We start from the raw sequence: 18,000 nt of genomic DNA, 5'->3' as shown, positions 1-18,000 counted from the left end.
CCTCAGGGGTCGATTTCCGTGTAATGGATTTCCAGGCGGAGCCGGTTGGCTTCCCCAATGCCGGAGTCCCCGCCGTAGAGCACGGTCCCCAGGGGGCTGATCGTGCCGCTCACGGGAAGTTCCTTCAGGCCGCCGTCTTCAGCAGGCACCATCAGCTCGTCCGTACCGGTAATCCGCAGGTCCGGGGTGTTGGCAACCCCCAGGCGGGCATTGGCCGAGTCGCGGATGATGAGGTTGTTGATGTGTTCGGTGATGTTTACGCGGTAGCGGATGCCCTTCCCCCCTTCTTCCTCGAGGAAACCGTCGTAATTCAGGAAAACCCCTGAAGGGCTTTCCGCAACGCTATTTTCGGTCAGTCGGTTGTAGAGGGGCCTGTTTGTTTCGGCATTGTAGACGTAGAGCCGCGGCGGCTCGTAGGTGTTGCCGGCGGCATCCAGGGTTTCCCGGTCCACGTGGAAAACGAGGTAAGCCGAATTGATCAGCCAGTCGTTCTGCTTGATCTGGTTGATGATGTTCTCCTGCCCGTCCCGTTCAAACAGGTCGAGTTCGGCATACGTGCCGGCCCCGCCCTTGATGTAAATGCGCGAAGCCGGGTCCGCTGCCCCGAGCGCATCGGCGATCTCTGCCGGGTACGCCTCGCTCAGCTGGGTATTGATCGCATTGCCGTTAATGGCCTGGGTTCCCCCGCCGGTCAGCAGGCGCAGCGTATAGGTGCTTTCGGCAGGCTCCGTCTCGTCCGCCTGGTCGTACTCATAGGAAATTCTAAGGCGCGCATCGGTGAGGTCCAGCAACATCATCAGTTCTTCGTTCCCGGCCGGGGTCAGGCTCAGGTGGAGCCCCCGGATGAATTCCCGGAAGTTGATATTGCTGAGGAGTTCCGGGCCGCCTTCTTTGTCCAGGATGTTTTCCTGAAAAAATTGCGTATCCAGGTAAACGACGATCCCTGGGGGAAGGCGCTCGCTCAGGGTGAGCGATTCATCCTCCTCGGTCTCCGGGTCATCCTCGTTGAATATCAGGATTTCTTCGTTGGAAATGGTAAGCTGGCCTTCGAACAACAGGTCGGAAACAAAGTCCGGGCTGATCTGCTGGTCGGAGAAATAGGGCCGGGATTCCTGAAACCCGCTATCCGGGTCCAGGTCGCTGAGGAAAAACGTATTCCGCTCTACCCGGAAGGTGAAGGGCTGGTCCCGGTTCCCGTATATGCTGTCCAACTCCCGCACATTCGGGTAGGTGTTCCCCACGGTTTCCGTATCGGCGCCGTCCGGGGTCCCGTCCCCGTCCGTATCCGGGTTCAGCGGATCCGTTCCGGCAGCGGTTTCCTGGGCATTGGAAATGCCGTCCCCGTCGCTGTCGTTGGTGGAGTCGTTGGGCTCCTCGTCCAGCTCGTCGATCACCCCGTCCGAATCGGAATCCGCGGTGCCATCGATAAAGTAAGGAAGGTACAGGCGAACCTCAGTAACCGTTTCGTTCTCCTGCGGGATATCCGGGTCGCTGTCCTCGGCAGCCTGGGAGTAAATGCCAAAGGTCGGGTTCCCCGTATTGTTGGGAAGGTTCAACTGGGCAGTGATCCGGGATTCCGTCCGGCCATAGACCGGATCGTTGAACACCCCCAGCTGGTAGATGGGCAACCGGTTGGTGGGCACGGCCGTGATATTGTGGTTATAGGCAAAGACGTCGTAGTAAGCGGTACCCGTTCCAAATGGCTCGCCCCCAATAACGCCCTCCCCGATGGTAAGCGTTTCCTCTTCACAGGATGCAGCCGTTATAACAAGGCATACGCCCGCCAAAACGGAAATTGCGAATCGCTTCATGTAGGCTTAGTTTAAAACTTCGGTATTATAAAAATTTGCATACGCCTCTTCGAACTCCTGCAGGGGGACGTAAGGCAATACCGGTTTCTTCAGGTTGGCTACATATTCCGTCAGGTCATCGGGAATATCTTCGGCGGCTAAGATAACCGCGTCGGAGTGATCTACGGCTACTTTTAACAAATTATTGTAGGTGGGGTTATCCAGGCCACTCAGGTTGTCATCCCCCACCTTGTCGAAGGCGATTTTCTTCCCGAGGTCCTTATTCAGGTGCCCGTCAAATCCAACCCCATAGATGGACGTGACGATTTTACTGTCCGCAAAAAGCGGCTCGTCGGCGTATACCTTGCGGAGGTACATGGGCAAGAGGGAAGCCATCCATCCGTGAACGTGGATGATATCCGGGGCCCAATTCAGTTTCTTGACCGTTTCCACCACGCCTTTGGCAAAAAAGATGGCCCGCTCGTCGTTGTCCGGGAAAAGTTCCCCGTTTTCGTCCGTAAAGGTCGCTTTCCGCTTAAAATACTCCTCGTTATCGATAAAATAGACCTGGATGCGCTCCTTGGGTATGGAGGCCACCTTGATGATCAGCGGCATATCCATATCGTTGATCACGAGGTTCATCCCGGAAAGGCGGATAACTTCGTGCAGCTGGTGCCTGCGCTCGTTGATATTTCCGTATCTGGGCATGAAGATCCGTATCTGTCCGCCATTGCTGTTCACCATCCGGGGCGCTTCATAGGACATCAGGGATACTTCGTTCTCGGGTAGGTAGGGTACTAATTCAGAAGATACGAACAATATCTTTTTTCCATTCATAGAGGCGGAATTTTGTTTCGAGTGAAAACGTAGCTGCAAAATTACAAAATTTATGCAGAATACCCGTAATTATAGTAAGTTTGCACGCTGTTTTCCACGCCAATGAAGCCCTTGAAAACCAAATCGGAGATCCGGGAATTCGCTCTGTCCGTCCGGGAATCGGGAAAGACCCTCGGCCTGGTGCCCACAATGGGTGCCCTGCACCGGGGCCACCTCGAAATCGTCCGCCGCGCACTGGACGAAAACGACGTGGTGATCGTGAGTATTTTCGTCAACCCCACCCAGTTCAACAACCCGGAAGACCTGGACAAGTATCCCCGCACCCTGGAAAGCGACCTGGACAAGCTACGGGACATTTCCGGGGATTTGCACGTTTTTGCCCCTGCAGTATCCGAAATGTACGGGGATTCGGTGGTTTCCAGGAAATACAACTTCCGGGGGCTCGACCAGGTGATGGAAGGCGCCTTCCGGGACGGTCATTTTGACGGCGTGGGGACCATAGTGGAAGCTTTGTTGCGGCTCATCTCCCCGCACCGGGCCTATTTTGGGGAAAAAGACTACCAGCAGTTGCAGGTTATCCGGAAACTGGTGGAATCCACCCGGCTCCCGGTAGAAATCATCGGGTGCCCGATCATCCGCGAAGCGGACGGCCTGGCGATGAGTTCCCGGAACGGGAGACTGACAAAACGACTCAGGGAAGAGGCCGCATTTATCCACAAAACCCTGCAGGAAGCCAAAAAGCGTTTTGGCACGAAAAGTGCACTGAAAGTCAAGCAGTACGTGGAGGAGGCATTTGCAGCCCATCCCGATTTTGAACTGGAATATATTGAAATTGCCGATGCCCGGAGCCTGAAGCCCGTGCAGCGGAAAAACAGGAATAAAAAGTACCGGGCGTTTTTGGCGGCCTACCTCGGAGGAGTGCGGCTCATCGACAACCTCGCCCTGAATTAAGTATCTTTGCCCCATGCAAATAGAAGTAGTCAAGTCTAAGATTCACCGGGTCCGCGTCACGGGCGCCGACCTGAATTATATCGGGTCGATCACCATCGACGAGGATCTTATGGACGCGGCAAACATTATCCAGGGTGAAAAAGTCCAGATTGTAAACAACAACAATGGCGAACGCCTGGAAACCTACGCCATCCCCGGCCCGAGGGGCAGCGGCGAACTGACCCTGAACGGCGCGGCTGCGCGCAAGGTGGCGGTCGGGGACATCCTCATCCTGATCACCTACGCCTGGATGGATGTGGAGTCCGCAAAGGCCTTCAATCCCGCCCTGGTATTCCCCAACGAGGAGACGAACCTGCTCAACTGACCTTGGACGCTTCGGTAAAAAAAGCGCTCAAGGTTATCCTGCCCATCGCACTGGGCGTATTCCTTATTTGGTATTCCTACAACATGACTTCCCCGGCGGACCGGCGGGAAATTGTCCGGTATATCCGCGAGGCCGACCTGTTCTGGGTGGGGATGTCCATCCTGATCGGCATTCTGAGCCACATCTCGCGGGCCATCCGCTGGAATTACCTCCTGGAGCCCATCGGGTATTCCCCCCGGTTGCGGAACAACATCCTGATTATCCTGATGGCCTACCTGGCCAACCTGGGCATCCCGCGTTCCGGGGAATTCCTGCGGGCAACCGCCCTGGCAACCTATGAAGGGGTCCCCTTCCAGAAAGGCTTCGGCACCATTGTCACCGAACGGGTCATCGACCTGCTCATGCTCCTGCTGATCATCCTGCTGGCCCTCGCTTCCCAAACAGACATCATCATGGGCTACCTGAGCGAAAACGGCCTCGGGCTCACCGCAAGCGCCCTGCTTTTGGGCGGAGGCATCGTCGGGTTGTTTGTTTTCCGCGCCTTCCTTAGGAAATCCAAATGGGCTTTTGCACAGAAAATGCGGGGCTTCGTCCGCGGTTTGCTGGAAGGGGTGATGAGCATCTTCCGAATGAAGCGAAAGTGGGCCTTCCTGGGGCATACGTTGTTTATCTGGGCGGCTTATATCGGCATGTTCTGGATCATCAAATACACCGTTCCGGAAACGCTTTCCCTGAATTTCTGGGAGCTGTTGGTGGCTTTTATAGCCGGGGCCTTTGCGATGACCGCCACCCCAGGCGGCCTCGGGCTCTACCCGATTGCCGTGGCACAGGCCCTGATGCTTTTCGGCATCAGCGCCAATTCCGCCGATGCCTTTGGCTGGATCATCTGGATTGCACAGACCCTCATGGTGGTGCTATTCGGTGCAATATCTTTCCTGCTGCTGCCGTTATGGAACAGGGGTAAATAATCCCCCCAGCCAAAAACCGAACTTCATGAAACGCCTGCTCCTGACCCTGCTGGCCATCGCCACGCTGGCGCCATGTGCCGCCCAGGTCAAAAAAGAAATCTTCGAATCCTTTAAACTCCAGGAACGCCGGGGGGTATCCTATTACATCCCGGAGGACTATACGCCGGAAAAGTCCTATCCGCTGGTCATCGTCCTCGACGCGGAACGCCTGTTCGACCAGGTAGTGGCAACCGCCCGCTACTACAGCAAGTACCAGGGGATGCCCGAAGCGCTTATCGTGGGCATCGACCAGGAGGACGACGACCTGCGCTGGTACGACTGCGCCTTTGAGGAAACCTCCGGGTTGCCCTCCGAAAAAGGCAAGCTGTTTTACGAATTCCTCGGGCTGGAGATTATACCGTATATGAACAGCGCCTATAACCTGGCCCCGTTCAAGATGTTTGTGGGGTACGATATCACGGCCAACTTCGGGAATTTCTACCTCTTTAAAGAAGCGTCCCTGTTCGACGCGTACATCAGCATCTCCCCCCTGCTGGCCCCGGAAATGGAATCGCGGGTACCCGCCCGGCTAAGCGAGATCGAACAACCCATTTTCTACCACCTGATCTCCGAGGGGATCTCCGAGGGCGACAATTCGGCGGTGGACCTGCTCAACAGCAACATGCAGCAGGTACAGCGCGACGGACTCTCCTATTACTACGACAAATACGACACTGCCGACGAGGTTTCCATCGCTACCTACGGGATTGGCAAGGCCTGGGACCGGACATTCAGCATCTTCCGCCCCATCAGCCCAAAGGAATACCGGGAGCAGATCCTCGCTTCGACCGACCCGGTCATCGACTACCTGAACAACAAGTACCAGACCATCGAGGACCTCTTCGGCTTCCGGCAGCCAGTTGCCCTGAACGACGTCCTGGCCGTGTACGCCGGCATCCGCAAAAAACAGGATTACGAATCCCTCAAACCGCTGTCGGATATCTGCAAGGAGCAGTTCCCGCAGACGATGCTCGGCTTCTACTTTGAAGGGGAATACTACGAACAGATGGGGGAACCGAAAAAAGCCCTGCGCACCTTTGAAAAATCCTTTGGGATGGAGGAAATAGATTTCCTCACCAAGGAGATGGCCCTGGAAAAAATGGACGCGCTCAAGGCCGATTTCGGCTTCTGAACCGCCTGGTCGCCTACCTTGGAAATTCCGTCGGGGGGGTCTATCTTTAGCCCCATACCCAACCCGGATGGCCAAGACCAAAACAGCCTATTTCTGCCAGAATTGCGGCGCCCAGTTCCCCAAGTGGTCCGGGCAGTGCAATTCGTGCAAAGAGTGGAATACCCTCGCGGAAGAATTGCTCCAGAAGCCCGACACCCGGGACTGGAAATCGTCCGAGGCCCCGGCGCGTAGTTCAAAACCCGTACGCCTTGGCGAAATCCCCACCGACCGGGAAATGCGGCTTTCCAGCGGCGACCCGGAACTCGACCGGGTACTCGGGGGCGGCCTGGTGCCCGGCTCCCTCACGCTGATTGGGGGAGAACCCGGGATCGGCAAGAGCACGCTGATGCTGCAAATGGCCCTGAAGGTCGCCCTGCGCACCCTGTATGTCTCCGGGGAGGAAAGCCAGCGGCAAATAGCCATGCGCGCACAACGCATCCGGCCCGATGCGGATTCCTGCTATATCCTCACCGAGACGAATACCAACCGGATCTTCAAACAAATTACCGCCCTGGAGCCCGAGCTGGTGATTGTCGATTCCATACAGACCCTGCATTCCGATTACCTGGAGGCCGGAGCGGGCAGTGTCTCCCAGATCCGGGAGTGCACAGCCGAACTGATCAAATTTGCCAAGGAATCCCATACGCCTGTGATCCTGATTGGCCACATCACCAAAGAAGGCAGCATCGCGGGGCCGAAGATCCTCGAGCACATGGTGGACACCGTATTGCAATTCGAAGGGGACCGAAACCACCTGTTCCGCATTGTGCGCGCCCTGAAAAACCGGTTTGGAAACACTTCCGAACTGGGAATCTATGAAATGAAGGGCGACGGACTGCACGGGGTGGTGAACCCGTCGGAAATCCTGATTTCCCGATCCGGCGAATCCCTGAGCGGCACGGCCGTGGCGGCTACCGTCGAAGGGCTCCGGCCGCTGCTGATCGAAATCCAGGCTCTGGTCAGTACAGCGGTCTACGGCACACCCCAGCGTTCGGCCACCGGGTTCCCGGCCAAGAGGCTGAACATGCTCCTGGCGGTCCTGGAAAAACGAGCCGGCTTCAAGCTGGCAGCCAAGGATGTCTTTCTGAATATCACCGGGGGGATACAGGTAGACGACCCGGCCATCGACCTGGCCGTGCTGGCGGCTATCCTATCGAGCAACGCAGACATCCCGGTGCCCAAAGGGGTGTGTTTTGCGGGGGAAATCGGCCTGGCCGGCGAGATCCGGCCGGTGCCCCGGATTGACCAGCGCGTGGGGGAGGCTTCCAAGCTCGGTTTCGAGACCATCTATGTGTCCGCCAACGCCAAGATCTCCCTGAAAACACCGGGGATCGACGTGCGGAAAGTGGCCAAGGTAGAAGAACTCGTCCGGGCGCTTTTCGATTAACCCTCTAAAATGCGGGGGCCTGACGCCCCTTCCGGCCTTGCACACCCGGCCGCAAAGCCATTGGCTCCCGGGCCGCCCGTCCCTAGGGCGCCGGGTTCGGGAACCGCTGGTGCACCTCCTCGATGGCCTCCAAAATTTCTTCCGACAGGCGGATATCGATGCTGTCGATGTTCTCCTTTAACTGTTCCAGGGATGTAGCTCCAATGATGTTGCTGGTCAGGAAGGGTCGGCTGTTGACGAATGCCAATGCCATCTGGGCGAGGCTGAGGCCGAAAGAGGAGGCAATATCCCTGTAGGCCCGGGTGGCTTCTACCGCCGTTTCCCCGCTGTACCGGTCGTAATTCGGGAACAGGGCAATCCGTGAGTTTTCGGGCGGTTCCCCATCCAGGTATTTCCCGCTCAGCGTCCCGAACCCGAGGGGCGAATACGCCAGCAGGCCGATGTCCGAACGGTGGGAGATTTCAGCCAGCCCCACTTCGAACAGCCGGTTGAGCAGGCTGTACGGATTCTGGATGCTAATCATCCGCGGCAGGTTGTGGTGGACCTTGGCCTCCTCCAGGTAACGCATGACCCCCCAGGGCGTTTCATTCGACAACCCAACATGGCGGATCTTCCCTTGCCGCACCAAATCGGCCAGTGTAACGAGGACCAGGTGAATATTGTCTTCCCAGTGATCCTTGTAGTCCGGGAAGTAACCGCGTTTTCCAAAGTAGTTCGTGCTGCGCTCCGGCCAGTGCAACTGGTAAAGGTCAATATAATCCGTCTTCAGGCGCTTCAGGCTCCCGTCTACGGCCTCCCGGATGGATTCCGGGCTGAACCCGGTGGTCCGGATAAATTTTGTGAAAGCCGCAGGCCCCGCAATCTTGGTAGCCAGGACCACCTGGTCCCGGTTGCCGGTTTTTGAAAACCAGTTGCCAATGATCATCTCCGTATGGGAATGGTAGTCCTTATGGGCTGGAACGGGATACAATTCGGCAGTATCAAAGAAATTGACGCCCCGATCCAGCGCATAATCCATCTGGGCATGGCCCTCCGATTCCGTATTCTGCCGGCCCCATGTCATGGTGCCGAGGCAAATTTTACTTACTTCGATGTCGGTATGCGGCAGGTGGGTGTATTCCATAGGATTCAGGTATTTCAGTATGATTCGCTGAGTTCAAGCATAATGGGGCAATGGTCGCTGTGGCGGGCTTCCGGCAGGATCACCGAGCGGGCGAGCCGGTCTTCCAGCGGCCGGCTGACCATCCCGTAATCCAGGCGCCAACCTTTGTTTTTGGCCCGCGCCCCGGCCCGGTAGGTCCACCAGGTATAATGGTGGGGATCCGGATTGAAATGCCGGAAGCTGTCGATAAACCCGCTGTCGATAAAATTCCCGATCCATTCCCGTTCCACAGGCAGGAACCCGGACACGTTCTTGTTGCGTACCGGGTCGTGGATATCGATGGGCCGATGGCAAATGTTGTAATCGCCGCAAATAACCAGTTCCGGGATTTCACGCTTCAGGCTGTCCACGTACGCCTGGAAATCCGCCATGTATTGCAGCTTGTGGTCCAGGCGGGCGATATTCGTGCCGGAAGGCAGGTAGAGGCTCATAATGGAAACCCCGCCGAAGTCTGCACGGATATTCCTCCCCTCAGCGTCCATATAGCCGATCCCCGTGCCGTAGGCCACATGGTCGGGTCGCTGGCGGGAGAGGATGGCCACCCCGCTATACCCTTTCTTTTCGGCGCTAAACCAGTAGTGATACGGATACCCGGCCTTCTCAAAGGCTTCCAGGTCCAGTTGTTCCTTCATCGCCTTGGTTTCCTGCAGGCAGATGACATCCGGCCCGGCCAGTACGAGCCAATCCAGAAACCCCTTCCGGATGGCCGCCCGGATACCGTTCACATTATAAGATGCAATTTTCAACCGGTTGATTTTCGTGCAAAAATAGGCATTGGCGGCCAAGGGCGGAAACCTTCCTCCGTTCCATTGGAAATATGTAGTTTTAATGGTCTCGCACCGAAATTTCGCTTTCGCCCTGAAAAATGGAATACTCTTTGATCTGTACCCCCGAAAAAGGATGAAACAACCGCTGTTACTCCTCATGTTGCTGCTGGGTGCCGGCAGCCTGGCCGCCCAGGCCTACCCGCCCTTCGGTCCGGACCACGAACTGAAGTTGAACGCCGGCCTGTTCCTGGCCACCGGGGCCGCCGAGCTATCCTATGAACGCTTCCTGGGCGACGATGTGAGCCTGGGGGGCACCGTTTACTGGGACAACGACCGGTACGACTACAACGGGAACTTCGGGATCGGCCCGAACCTGCGGGCCTATTTCGGTTACGCCCCAAGATCCGGTTTCTTTGCGGAAGCTTTTGGCCTCTATTACAAAGGGGAGGAAGAAATTGCCTCCGCCCCCGGGACCCGGGTTGCCGAACGCTATAACGGGTTTGCCCTGGGCCTTGGGGCCGGCAGCAAGTGGACCACGCGTTCCCAGCGGTTTACCCTGGAATTGTACGGCGGGGTGGGACGGAGCCTGAACCCGGAACCTTACCAGGAAGACTTTATCTTCCGGGCAGGGCTCAATATCGGGGTGCGCTTTTAGCCCGGAATGCCAATGACCCGGTGAATTTAATTTTTCCGGGAAGCCTGCCGCTTTCCGCCGGGAAGCCTGCCGCTTTCGGCCAGGAGGCCTGCCCCCGCAAATTTTGCCGAAAGTAGCCGCAGGCGTATCTTTGGGACTTAACCCCGAAGATGAAAACCCGCGCCACCCTCCTGCTCCTCCTTTCCTTTTATTCCCTTTGCAGCCAGGACCAGCCCCGGGATTCGGTTATCGGCCTGAACGAGGTGATCCTGCAGGTAGAGCGAACCGCCGCCTCCCCCCTGGGGCTGGTTCCTTCCGAAATTGTCACCTCCCGTGCCATCCGGCAGCAGAACCCGGTGGACTTTGCGGGAACCCTCAACCAGGTTCCGGGCCTGTATTTCCTCTCCGGGGCACTCAACACAAACCGGATCACCATCCGGGGGGTCGGGGCACGCACCCCGTTCGGCACGGATAAACTCCGGATGTATTTCAACGAGATCCCCGTCACCAACGGCACGGGTGTATCGGCCCTGGAAGCCTTCGACCTGGAAAACCTCAGCAGTATCCGGGTAGTCAAAGGGCCCAAATCGGCTGCCTACGGGGGAGCCCTCGGGGGGGCCATCCTGTTGCAGTCCGACCCGGCCGGCCAACCGGGTACCCACCTCAGAAGCCGGACAAGTGCGGGGTCCTACGGGCTCTTTAAGACCAACCTGGCCCTGACCCATGCCGACAGTACGCTGCGGGCCGAGGTCCGCTACAACCGGCTGACCACCCAGGGCTATCGGGAAAACAACGCTTTTGAGCGGGACGGCCTGCTGCTCAACCTGGGATTCGACGCCGGGGAACGGCACCGGTTGAACCTGCTGGCCAATTACATCGATTACACCGCTGAAATCCCCAGTTCCCTGAATCGGTCGGATTACGAGACGAATCCCACCAGGGCCGCATTTACCTGGGCCCAGGCCAAAGGTTACGAAGCCAATAAATACACGCTTTTGGGGCTGTCCGACCGGATCGGCCTGGGCTCCGGGACTTCGCTGACCACCAGCGTATTCTTCAGCTACCTGGACCACTACGAGCCCCGGCCATTCAACATCCTGGACGAATTCACCTTTGGGTTTGGGCTGCGGTCTGTCCTTGAGACGGGTTTCCGCCTGGGCGGGGGGCCGGTTCGGGCGCGCATCGGGGGGGAACTCTACCGGGACGAGTACTCCTGGGGGACCTACGAAAACCGCTATGAGGAAAACAACGGGCAGGGCAGCCTGCAGGGCGAGCAACTCAGCGACAACAAGGAATTCCGCCGTCAGGACTTCCTGTTCGGCAGCCTGGACTGGCAGGCTACCGGGGCCCTGGGGATCCGGGTGGGCCTGGGCCTGAACGATACGCGCTACGATTTCCGGGACCTGTCCGGGGAGGGTCCCGACAACCGTTCGGCTGCCCGCGACTTCGACCCCGTATTGCTGCCCAGTTTGGACCTCAGGTATTCGTGGCGGGAGGCGTTCTTCACCTACCTGAACGTGAGCCGGGGCTTCAGCAATCCGAGCCTGGAGGAATCCCTCAGCCCGGAAGGCCGGATCAACCCGGATATCGGGCAGGAAAAGGGGTGGAATTACGAAGCGGGGGTGCATTGGGCCTCCCGGGATACGCGGATGCAGCTAACGGCGGCCGCCTATACGATGGACATCCGGGACCTGCTGGTTGCACAGCGCGTGGGCCAGGACCAGTACATTGGGAGGAATGCGGGGAGTACCCGCCACAACGGCCTGGAAGTGAGTTGGGAGTACCGTGTCCGACCGGGGGCCGGCTACTCGGTAACCCCTTTTCTTTCCTACACGCTGAATGCGCATAATTTCCGGGATTTTACGGACCAGGATGAGGATTATTCGGGAAACCGCCTGACGGGGGTCCCCAGAAACCGGGTATACGCCGGGGTGCGTCTGGCCGGGGATGCCGGCTGGTATGTAAACGGGAGCTACCAGTATGTGGATCCCATCCCGCTGACGGATAGCAATTCGCTTTTCAGCGATCCCTATGGGCTGGTCAATTTGCAGACGGGGTACACGCTGCCCCTGGGGCGGCAAATCCGGGCGGGCCTGGAATTCGGGGTGAACAACCTGACCAACACCCGCTATGCGAGTTCCGTCCTGATCAACGCCACGGGCTTCGGGGGGTCCGACCCCCGCTACTACTACCCCGGGAACGACCGCAACTACTATATGGGGATATTGCTCGCCGCCAGTTTGTGAATTATGTGCAACCCCGGGTTTTCAGCGCCCTATGCCCCGGATAGCTTCCGGAGCCACTCCTTCATATCTACTTCCCGCCCGATAAGCGATCCGAGTTGGTCGATGGGCACGCGCTCCTGTTCCATGGAGTCGCGGTGCCGGAGCGTGACCGTCCGGTCTTCGAGCGACTGGTGGTCTACCGTGATGCAAATGGGCGTGCCGGCGGCGTCCTGGCGCCGATAGCGCCGCCCAACCGCATCCTTTTCGTCGTATTGCACGTTGAAATCCCATTTCAGATCGTCCAGGATTTCCCGGGCGAGTTCCGGCAGGCCGTCCCGTTTGATCAACGGCAGGATGGCCGCCTTGGTTGGCGCCAACACCCCCGGGAGCCTCAAGACCGTCCGCGTATTCCCGTCCCCGAGGTCTTCCTCCTGGAGGCAGTGCGAAAATACGGCCAGGAACATCCGGTCCAGGCCGATGGAGGTTTCCACCACGTAGGGCGTATAGTGTTCGTTCAGCTCCGGATCAAAGTACTGGAGCTTCTTTCCCGAATATTTTTCGTGGTTGGCCAGGTCAAAATCCGTGCGGGAGTGGATCCCTTCGAGCTCCTTGAAACCAAAGGGGAACCGGAATTCGATATCGGCGGCCGCGTCGGCGTAGTGGGCCAGTTTCTCGTGATCGTGGAAGCGGTAATTCTCCTCACCCAGCCCCAGGGAAAGGTGCCACTGCATCCGGGCCGCCTTCCAGTGCTCGTACCATTTCTTCTGCTCGCCCGGCCGGATAAAGAATTGCATCTCCATCTGTTCGAATTCCCGCATGCGGAAGATAAACTGCCGGGCGACGATTTCATTTCGGAAGGCCTTCCCCACCTGGGCGATCCCGAAGGGAATTTTCATCCGCCCGGATTTCTGGACATTCAGGAAATTGACAAAAATCCCCTGCGCGGTTTCCGGGCGGAGGTACAGGTCCATGGCGGAATCCGCGCTGGCCCCGAGCTTTGTGCCAAACATCAGGTTGAACTGCTTGACGTCCGTCCAGTTGCGGGAGCCGGATACCGGGCAGGTGATTTCGAGTTCCTCGATCAGCGCTTTTACATCCGCCAGGTCTTCCTGCTCCAGGGAACGCGCCATCCGCTTGATTATCGTATCGGCCTGTTCCAGGTACTTCACTACCCGGGGGTGCGTGGAGACGAATTGTTCCCGGTCGAAGGCGTCTCCAAACCGTTTGGCGGCCTTATCCACCTCCTTTTCCACTTTCGCTTCCAGTTTGGCCACATAATCTTCGATCAGGACATCGGCCCGGTAGCGTTTCTTGGAATCCTTGTTGTCTATGAGCGGGTCATTGAACGCATCCACGTGCCCGGAGGCCTTCCAGGTAGTGGGGTGCATAAAGATGGCCGCGTCGATGCCCACGATATTCTCGTGCAGCTGCACCATGGCCCGCCACCAGTATTCCCGGATGTTCTTCTTGAGTTCGGCCCCGTTCTGCGCATAGTCGTATACGGCGCTGAGCCCGTCGTATATTTCACTCGACTGGACCACGTACCCATACTCCTTGGCATGGGAAATGACCCGTTTAAAGTCGTCTTCTTGTTTTGCCATTGGGCAAAAATAGAATATTCAGGGGAAAATGCGGCCGAATTACTTCAGCTGAAATTCGGTAGTGCTGAGCAGTTTCTCGTCTTCAAAGACATTGAGGGTGTAGATGCCCTCCCGAAGGGACCCCTCGGGCACGGTGATGAAGTCGCAAACATTCAATTCCTCCCCCACATAAATCAGCTCCACCCGCTTGCTGTAGATATTCCCGTTGACGGAAACGATATTGGCGTTGTCTTCAATAACCCCCATGTCCGGCCCCAGGAACTGGAAGTAGAGGACTTTCTCCTCGGCCCCGGCATTCGGGTCGGCCACAATGGTGACGCAGCCCCGCAATTTCTCGATGGTGGAGGCCTTGTTCGTTTTGATGGGACGGTTGTTCCGCAGGCGGAACCCGCTGCCTTCCGGGTTTTCCAGAACCAGGTAACTCTTGCGGCGGAGCTCCTGGCTGAGTTGCCGGTTTCGCTCCCGCAGGAGGGCTTCCGCTTCGGCCAGGCTGCTGCTGCGCCCGCGGAGCTCTTCGATCTGCCTCCGGGTTTCCTCGTATTTTTCGGTTATCTGCAGGTTGGTATACTGCAGGTAGTTGTTGCGCAATTTGATGCTGTCAAAACGTGCTTCCAGATTGCGGAGTTCCTTGCGATATTCGCGAAGCTTGGCGATGTCGTAATTCAGGCGACCCACCGAGTCCAGAAGGGTCTGTACGCGTGCGCGGCTGTCCGACAGCTCAATTTCATTGACCTCGTTCAGGGCGGAAAGCCGGTCTACCTCCGTCTGCATGAGCGTCAGGTCCTTAACCAGGAGGTTTTTCTCCTGTTCCAGGTAGTTGATTTCGGTCTGGGATTGCGCATAGCTGTAGTAGAACGCGATCAGGATCCCGACAATAACGGCCACAAGGGCCGCGAATATGATTTTGTAGTTAAATGTCTTCTCCTGGAGGTTCATTCAGAGCGGGCTACAGTAGGTTAACGTTTGACCGGGTTAAAATGTTTGCCAAAGTATCAAAAATAGTAAATGACCTAGAGACCTTCCTGATACCCTGCCGGTGTTTTGGATGTAATGCGCACTTATATCGGGGAGAGTCCCACCTGTGTGCATTTTGTCGGGATGAATTGCCGCTGACCGAGTACGATTTCCAGTCCGAAAACCCCGTAGACCGGCTATTTTTCGGACAAAGAGCCGTTGAAAAAACCTCGGCTTTCCTGTTTTACAGCCCGGGCGGGCTCGTCCAAAAACTCATCCACCAACTCAAATACCAGGGGAGGGAACAACTCGGGGACCTGTTCGGGGACTGGTACGGGATGCAACTCCGGGCGGAACCGGCCCTGCAAAACCTGGATTTTGTCATGCCTGTCCCGCTTCACCCGAGAAAACGACGCCAACGGGGCTATAACCAATGTTCCCGGTTTGCCCGCCGGATTGCCGCCCACCTGGGGGCCCGGTACTCGGAGGGACACCTGGTCCGAACAGCCCATTCCCGGACACAGACCGCCCGGAACCGATGGAATCGCTGGGAGGGAATCCGGGGGGCTTTCTCCCTGCGAAATCCGGAGGAGCTGGAAGGGCGCCGCATCCTGCTGGTAGACGATGTAATCACTACGGGGTCTACACTGGAAGCCTGTGCGGAAGCCTTTGCCCCCCTATCCCGGACAACCCTGCTGCTCGCCGCCCTGGCCACGGTTCCCTAGTTTCCCGTTTCGGCATTAAGTTGTTTCTTTGTGGCTGAATAACCCCTGTTTATGGAGATGCTCCGTCGCCTTTCGGCAGCCCTTTTCGCCCTATTCCTGGTCCTGGCGCTTATCCAGTGCGGCCGGCGCGGCACCCCCAGCGGCGGGCCCAAGGACGTTACCCCCCCGGTGCTGGAGCGGGCCGACCCCCCAAACCGCACCACGAATTTTGACGCGGAACGCATCCGGCTGTATTTTGACGAGTATATCCGCGTGGTAGACCTCGATAAACAGCTGATTATCTCCCCGCCCCTGAAATACCCGCCGGAGATTACCCCCCTGGGGAATACGGCCAAATACCTGCAGGTGAAGATCACCGATACACTCCTGCCCAACACCACCTATACGCTGAACTTTGGCCAAAGCGTGGTGGACAACAACGAACAGAACCCCTACAACCTGCTCACCTATGTGTTTTCCACCGGCGATTACATCGACTCCCTGAGCCTGACCGGGGTGGTGAGCGATGCCTACAATCTGGAGCCGGATCCGTTTATCAGCGTGATGCTCTATGAACTGGACAGCGCCTACACAGATTCCACCATTTATAAAAAACCCCCGTACTACCTCACCAATACGCTGGACAGCGCGGTAATCTTCCGCCTGGAAAACCTCAAGGCGGGCCGGTACAAATTGTTTGCCATCCGAGACGAAGCCAAGAACAATGTCTTTAACCCGAATGCGGATAAAATCGGCTTTGTGGAAGACACCATCACCCTGCCCACGGATTCCACCTATGTGCTGACGCTCTTTCGGGAAACCCCGGCCTACAGCGCCCGGAAACCCACCTATGCAGCAGACAACCGCATCCTGTTCCCCTATACGGGCGGGGAGGCCCCGGAACTCCGGCTGCTGACCCCCGTGCCGGACAGTGTGCGCACGCTCCTTGCCCGGGTACCCGACAAGGACAGCCTGAATTTCTGGTTTACCCCCTGGGAACCGGATTCCATGGTCTTTACCCTGCGCCACCCGCGCCTGGAGGAGCGCATCGACACCTTTTCCGTAAAACCCCTGGACGTCCCCCGGGATTCCCTGCGGGTATCCTGGTCCGGGCGGGGTCAGCTGACCCCGCTGGACTCGGTGTACCTGGAATCCAACCTTCCCTTGGTGGCCACCGATACAAGCCGCCTGGAGCTGGTAGATCAGGACACCGTACCCGTGCCGTTCAGCGCCCGGCTGGACACCGTATACAACCGGCTGTACCTGGCCTTTGAAAAACAACGGGAAAAGACCTACAGCATCCGGGCAAAGCCCGGGGCGCTTACAGACTTTTTCGGGGACACGAACGATACGCTGGTGAACCGGTATACCATGGGCAGCCCAACGGAATTCGGGACGCTTCGCCTCCAGCTTGCCGGGGCCACCGCCTACCCGATGCTCGTGGAGATTACCGACAGGTCCGGGAATGTCATCCGCAGCCGGGCGGTGCAGGAAGCGGGGGAGTTGAGCTTCCCCTGGCTCCGGCCGGACACCTACCGGATTCGCGTGGTCTTTGATACGAATGGCAATGGGGAATGGGATACGGGCAGTTACCTGGAACGACGGCAGCCGGAGCGCGTGGCGCACTATCCCGCCCCAGTGGAACTGCGTGCAAACTGGGAAAAAGTAGAAACTTTCACCATCCGGGAGTAAAGGAATCCCGGTCTGCCAGGAAACGCAGTTGCTTCCGGGAAGCCACGAGTTCCTCCCGGTCTATCCGGACCCTGACGATTTCTTCACGCTCCGAGTAGGCCAGCTGCTTGCCAAGCGGATCGTAAGCGGCCGAATGCCCCACATAGCTCAGGCCGTTCGGGTCCGAGCCCACCCGGTTTACCCCGATTACAAAGGCCATGTTTTCGATGGCTCGGGCCCTGAGCAGGGTATCCCAGGCGGCTATGCGCGCCTCGGGCCAGTTGGCTACATAGACCAGCATGTCGTAGTCGTCCGTATTGCGGCTCCACACGGGGAAACGCAGGTCGTAACACACCTGGGGCCGGATGGCAAACCCGCGGTAGGAAATTCGGATATTTTTCGTACCCCGTGCGTAGACCTTGTCTTCCCCGGCGAGGGTGAACGTGTGGCGTTTGTCGTAGGTGTGGTACTTCCCGTCGGGCTCCACGAAAATGAACCGGTTGGTAAACCGGTCTTCCTGCGGCCATACCAGACTGCCGCACAGGGCGGCCCCGGCTGCGGCAGCTTCTTCCCGCATCCAGTCCAGGGTTTTTGCCGCCTCGCCTTCCTCCATGTGCCTGGGATCCATCGTAAAGCCGCTGCTGAACATTTCGGGCAGGACAATCAGGTCTGTGTTTCCCCTTAAGGGAAGGAGCAACTCCCCGAGCCGTGCCCGGTTCCCGGGCGGGTCTTCCCAGAGGAGGGAGGTTTGTACCAGGGCGATGTCCAATTCCAT

General features: G+C 57.9%; 16 protein-coding genes. 9 read left to right on the top strand and 7 right to left on the bottom strand.

The annotated features are described in order from the left end of the window. Positions 1-2: 2 nt before the first annotated feature. Positions 3-1,811 carry a DUF4270 domain-containing protein gene (locus RB2501_RS04570; protein ID WP_015753580.1) on the bottom strand — a complete coding sequence of 603 codons (1,809 nt, stop codon included), beginning with the start codon at positions 1,809-1,811 and terminating at the stop codon, positions 3-5. Between the two features lie 6 nt (positions 1,812-1,817). Then, positions 1,818-2,627 (bottom strand): glycogen/starch synthase, encoded by an 810-nt coding sequence (locus RB2501_RS04565; protein ID WP_015753579.1) that lies wholly within the window; start codon positions 2,625-2,627, stop codon positions 1,818-1,820. A gap of 102 nt (positions 2,628-2,729) precedes the next feature. Between RB2501_RS04565 and panC the strand changes: the two genes are divergently transcribed. From panC to radA, 5 genes are all read left to right on the top strand, one after another. Continuing rightward, entirely contained in the window at positions 2,730-3,578 is an 849-nt protein-coding gene (gene panC, locus RB2501_RS04560) for a pantoate--beta-alanine ligase (RefSeq protein WP_015753578.1), read from the top strand. 13 nt (positions 3,579-3,591) lie between these two features. Further along, on the top strand, positions 3,592-3,942 hold the full coding sequence (gene panD, locus RB2501_RS04555; protein ID WP_015753577.1) for an aspartate 1-decarboxylase: 351 nt from the start codon (positions 3,592-3,594) through the stop codon (positions 3,940-3,942). Between the two features lie 2 nt (positions 3,943-3,944). Then, the gene (locus RB2501_RS04550) at positions 3,945-4,910 is read left to right on the top strand and encodes a lysylphosphatidylglycerol synthase transmembrane domain-containing protein (RefSeq protein WP_015753576.1); all 966 of its coding nucleotides are present in this window, start codon (positions 3,945-3,947) and stop codon (positions 4,908-4,910) included. Between the two features lie 25 nt (positions 4,911-4,935). Then, a complete protein-coding gene (locus RB2501_RS04545) occupies positions 4,936-6,081 on the top strand; it encodes an alpha/beta hydrolase (protein WP_015753575.1) in 1,146 nt (381 codons plus the stop codon). Positions 6,082-6,148: 67 nt separating this feature from the next. Then, positions 6,149-7,507 (top strand): DNA repair protein RadA, encoded by a 1,359-nt coding sequence (gene radA / locus RB2501_RS04540; RefSeq protein WP_015753574.1) that lies wholly within the window; start codon positions 6,149-6,151, stop codon positions 7,505-7,507. Positions 7,508-7,589: 82 nt separating this feature from the next. On the opposite strand, the gene RB2501_RS04535 is transcribed toward radA, so the two are convergent. Beyond that, positions 7,590-8,630, bottom strand: coding sequence for an NADP(H)-dependent aldo-keto reductase (locus RB2501_RS04535; protein WP_015753573.1), 1,041 nt, complete (start codon positions 8,628-8,630; stop codon positions 7,590-7,592). A gap of 14 nt (positions 8,631-8,644) precedes the next feature. Continuing rightward, on the bottom strand, positions 8,645-9,415 hold the full coding sequence (locus RB2501_RS04530; protein WP_041327495.1) for an exodeoxyribonuclease III: 771 nt from the start codon (positions 9,413-9,415) through the stop codon (positions 8,645-8,647). Positions 9,416-9,569: 154 nt separating this feature from the next. Here RB2501_RS04530 and RB2501_RS04525 point away from each other — a divergent pair, with 154 nt between their 5' ends. Together RB2501_RS04525 and RB2501_RS04520 are read left to right on the top strand one after the other, a co-directional pair. Continuing rightward, a complete protein-coding gene (locus RB2501_RS04525) occupies positions 9,570-10,091 on the top strand; it encodes a hypothetical protein (protein ID WP_041327494.1) in 522 nt (173 codons plus the stop codon). Positions 10,092-10,240: 149 nt separating this feature from the next. Continuing rightward, positions 10,241-12,316, top strand: a complete 2,076-nt coding sequence (locus RB2501_RS04520; protein ID WP_015753570.1) for a TonB-dependent receptor family protein — start codon at positions 10,241-10,243, stop codon at positions 12,314-12,316. Between the two features lie 29 nt (positions 12,317-12,345). On the opposite strand, the gene RB2501_RS04515 is transcribed toward RB2501_RS04520, so the two are convergent. Continuing rightward, positions 12,346-13,896 (bottom strand): glycine--tRNA ligase, encoded by a 1,551-nt coding sequence (locus RB2501_RS04515; protein ID WP_015753569.1) that lies wholly within the window; start codon positions 13,894-13,896, stop codon positions 12,346-12,348. A gap of 39 nt (positions 13,897-13,935) precedes the next feature. Then, positions 13,936-14,832 (bottom strand): hypothetical protein, encoded by an 897-nt coding sequence (locus tag RB2501_RS04510; RefSeq protein ID WP_015753568.1) that lies wholly within the window; start codon positions 14,830-14,832, stop codon positions 13,936-13,938. Positions 14,833-14,999: 167 nt separating this feature from the next. Between RB2501_RS04510 and RB2501_RS04505 the strand changes: the two genes are divergently transcribed. Next, entirely contained in the window at positions 15,000-15,575 is a 576-nt protein-coding gene (locus RB2501_RS04505; RefSeq protein WP_015753567.1) for a ComF family protein, read from the top strand. Between the two features lie 51 nt (positions 15,576-15,626). Beyond that, complete coding sequence (locus tag RB2501_RS04500) at positions 15,627-17,246, top strand: Ig-like domain-containing protein (protein WP_015753566.1); 1,620 nt, start codon at positions 15,627-15,629, stop codon at positions 17,244-17,246. On the opposite strand, the gene RB2501_RS04495 is transcribed toward RB2501_RS04500, so the two are convergent. Then, positions 17,230-18,000, bottom strand: coding sequence for a nitrilase family protein (locus RB2501_RS04495; protein ID WP_015753565.1), 771 nt, complete (start codon positions 17,998-18,000; stop codon positions 17,230-17,232). The genes RB2501_RS04500 and RB2501_RS04495 overlap by 17 nt on opposite strands.

It is taken from the genome of Robiginitalea biformata HTCC2501 (genome assembly GCF_000024125.1).
Lineage (GTDB): Bacteria > Bacteroidota > Bacteroidia > Flavobacteriales > Flavobacteriaceae > Robiginitalea > Robiginitalea biformata.
Note: the sequence above shows the minus strand (reverse complement) of the source record. Positions and strands in the feature narration are given on the sequence as shown.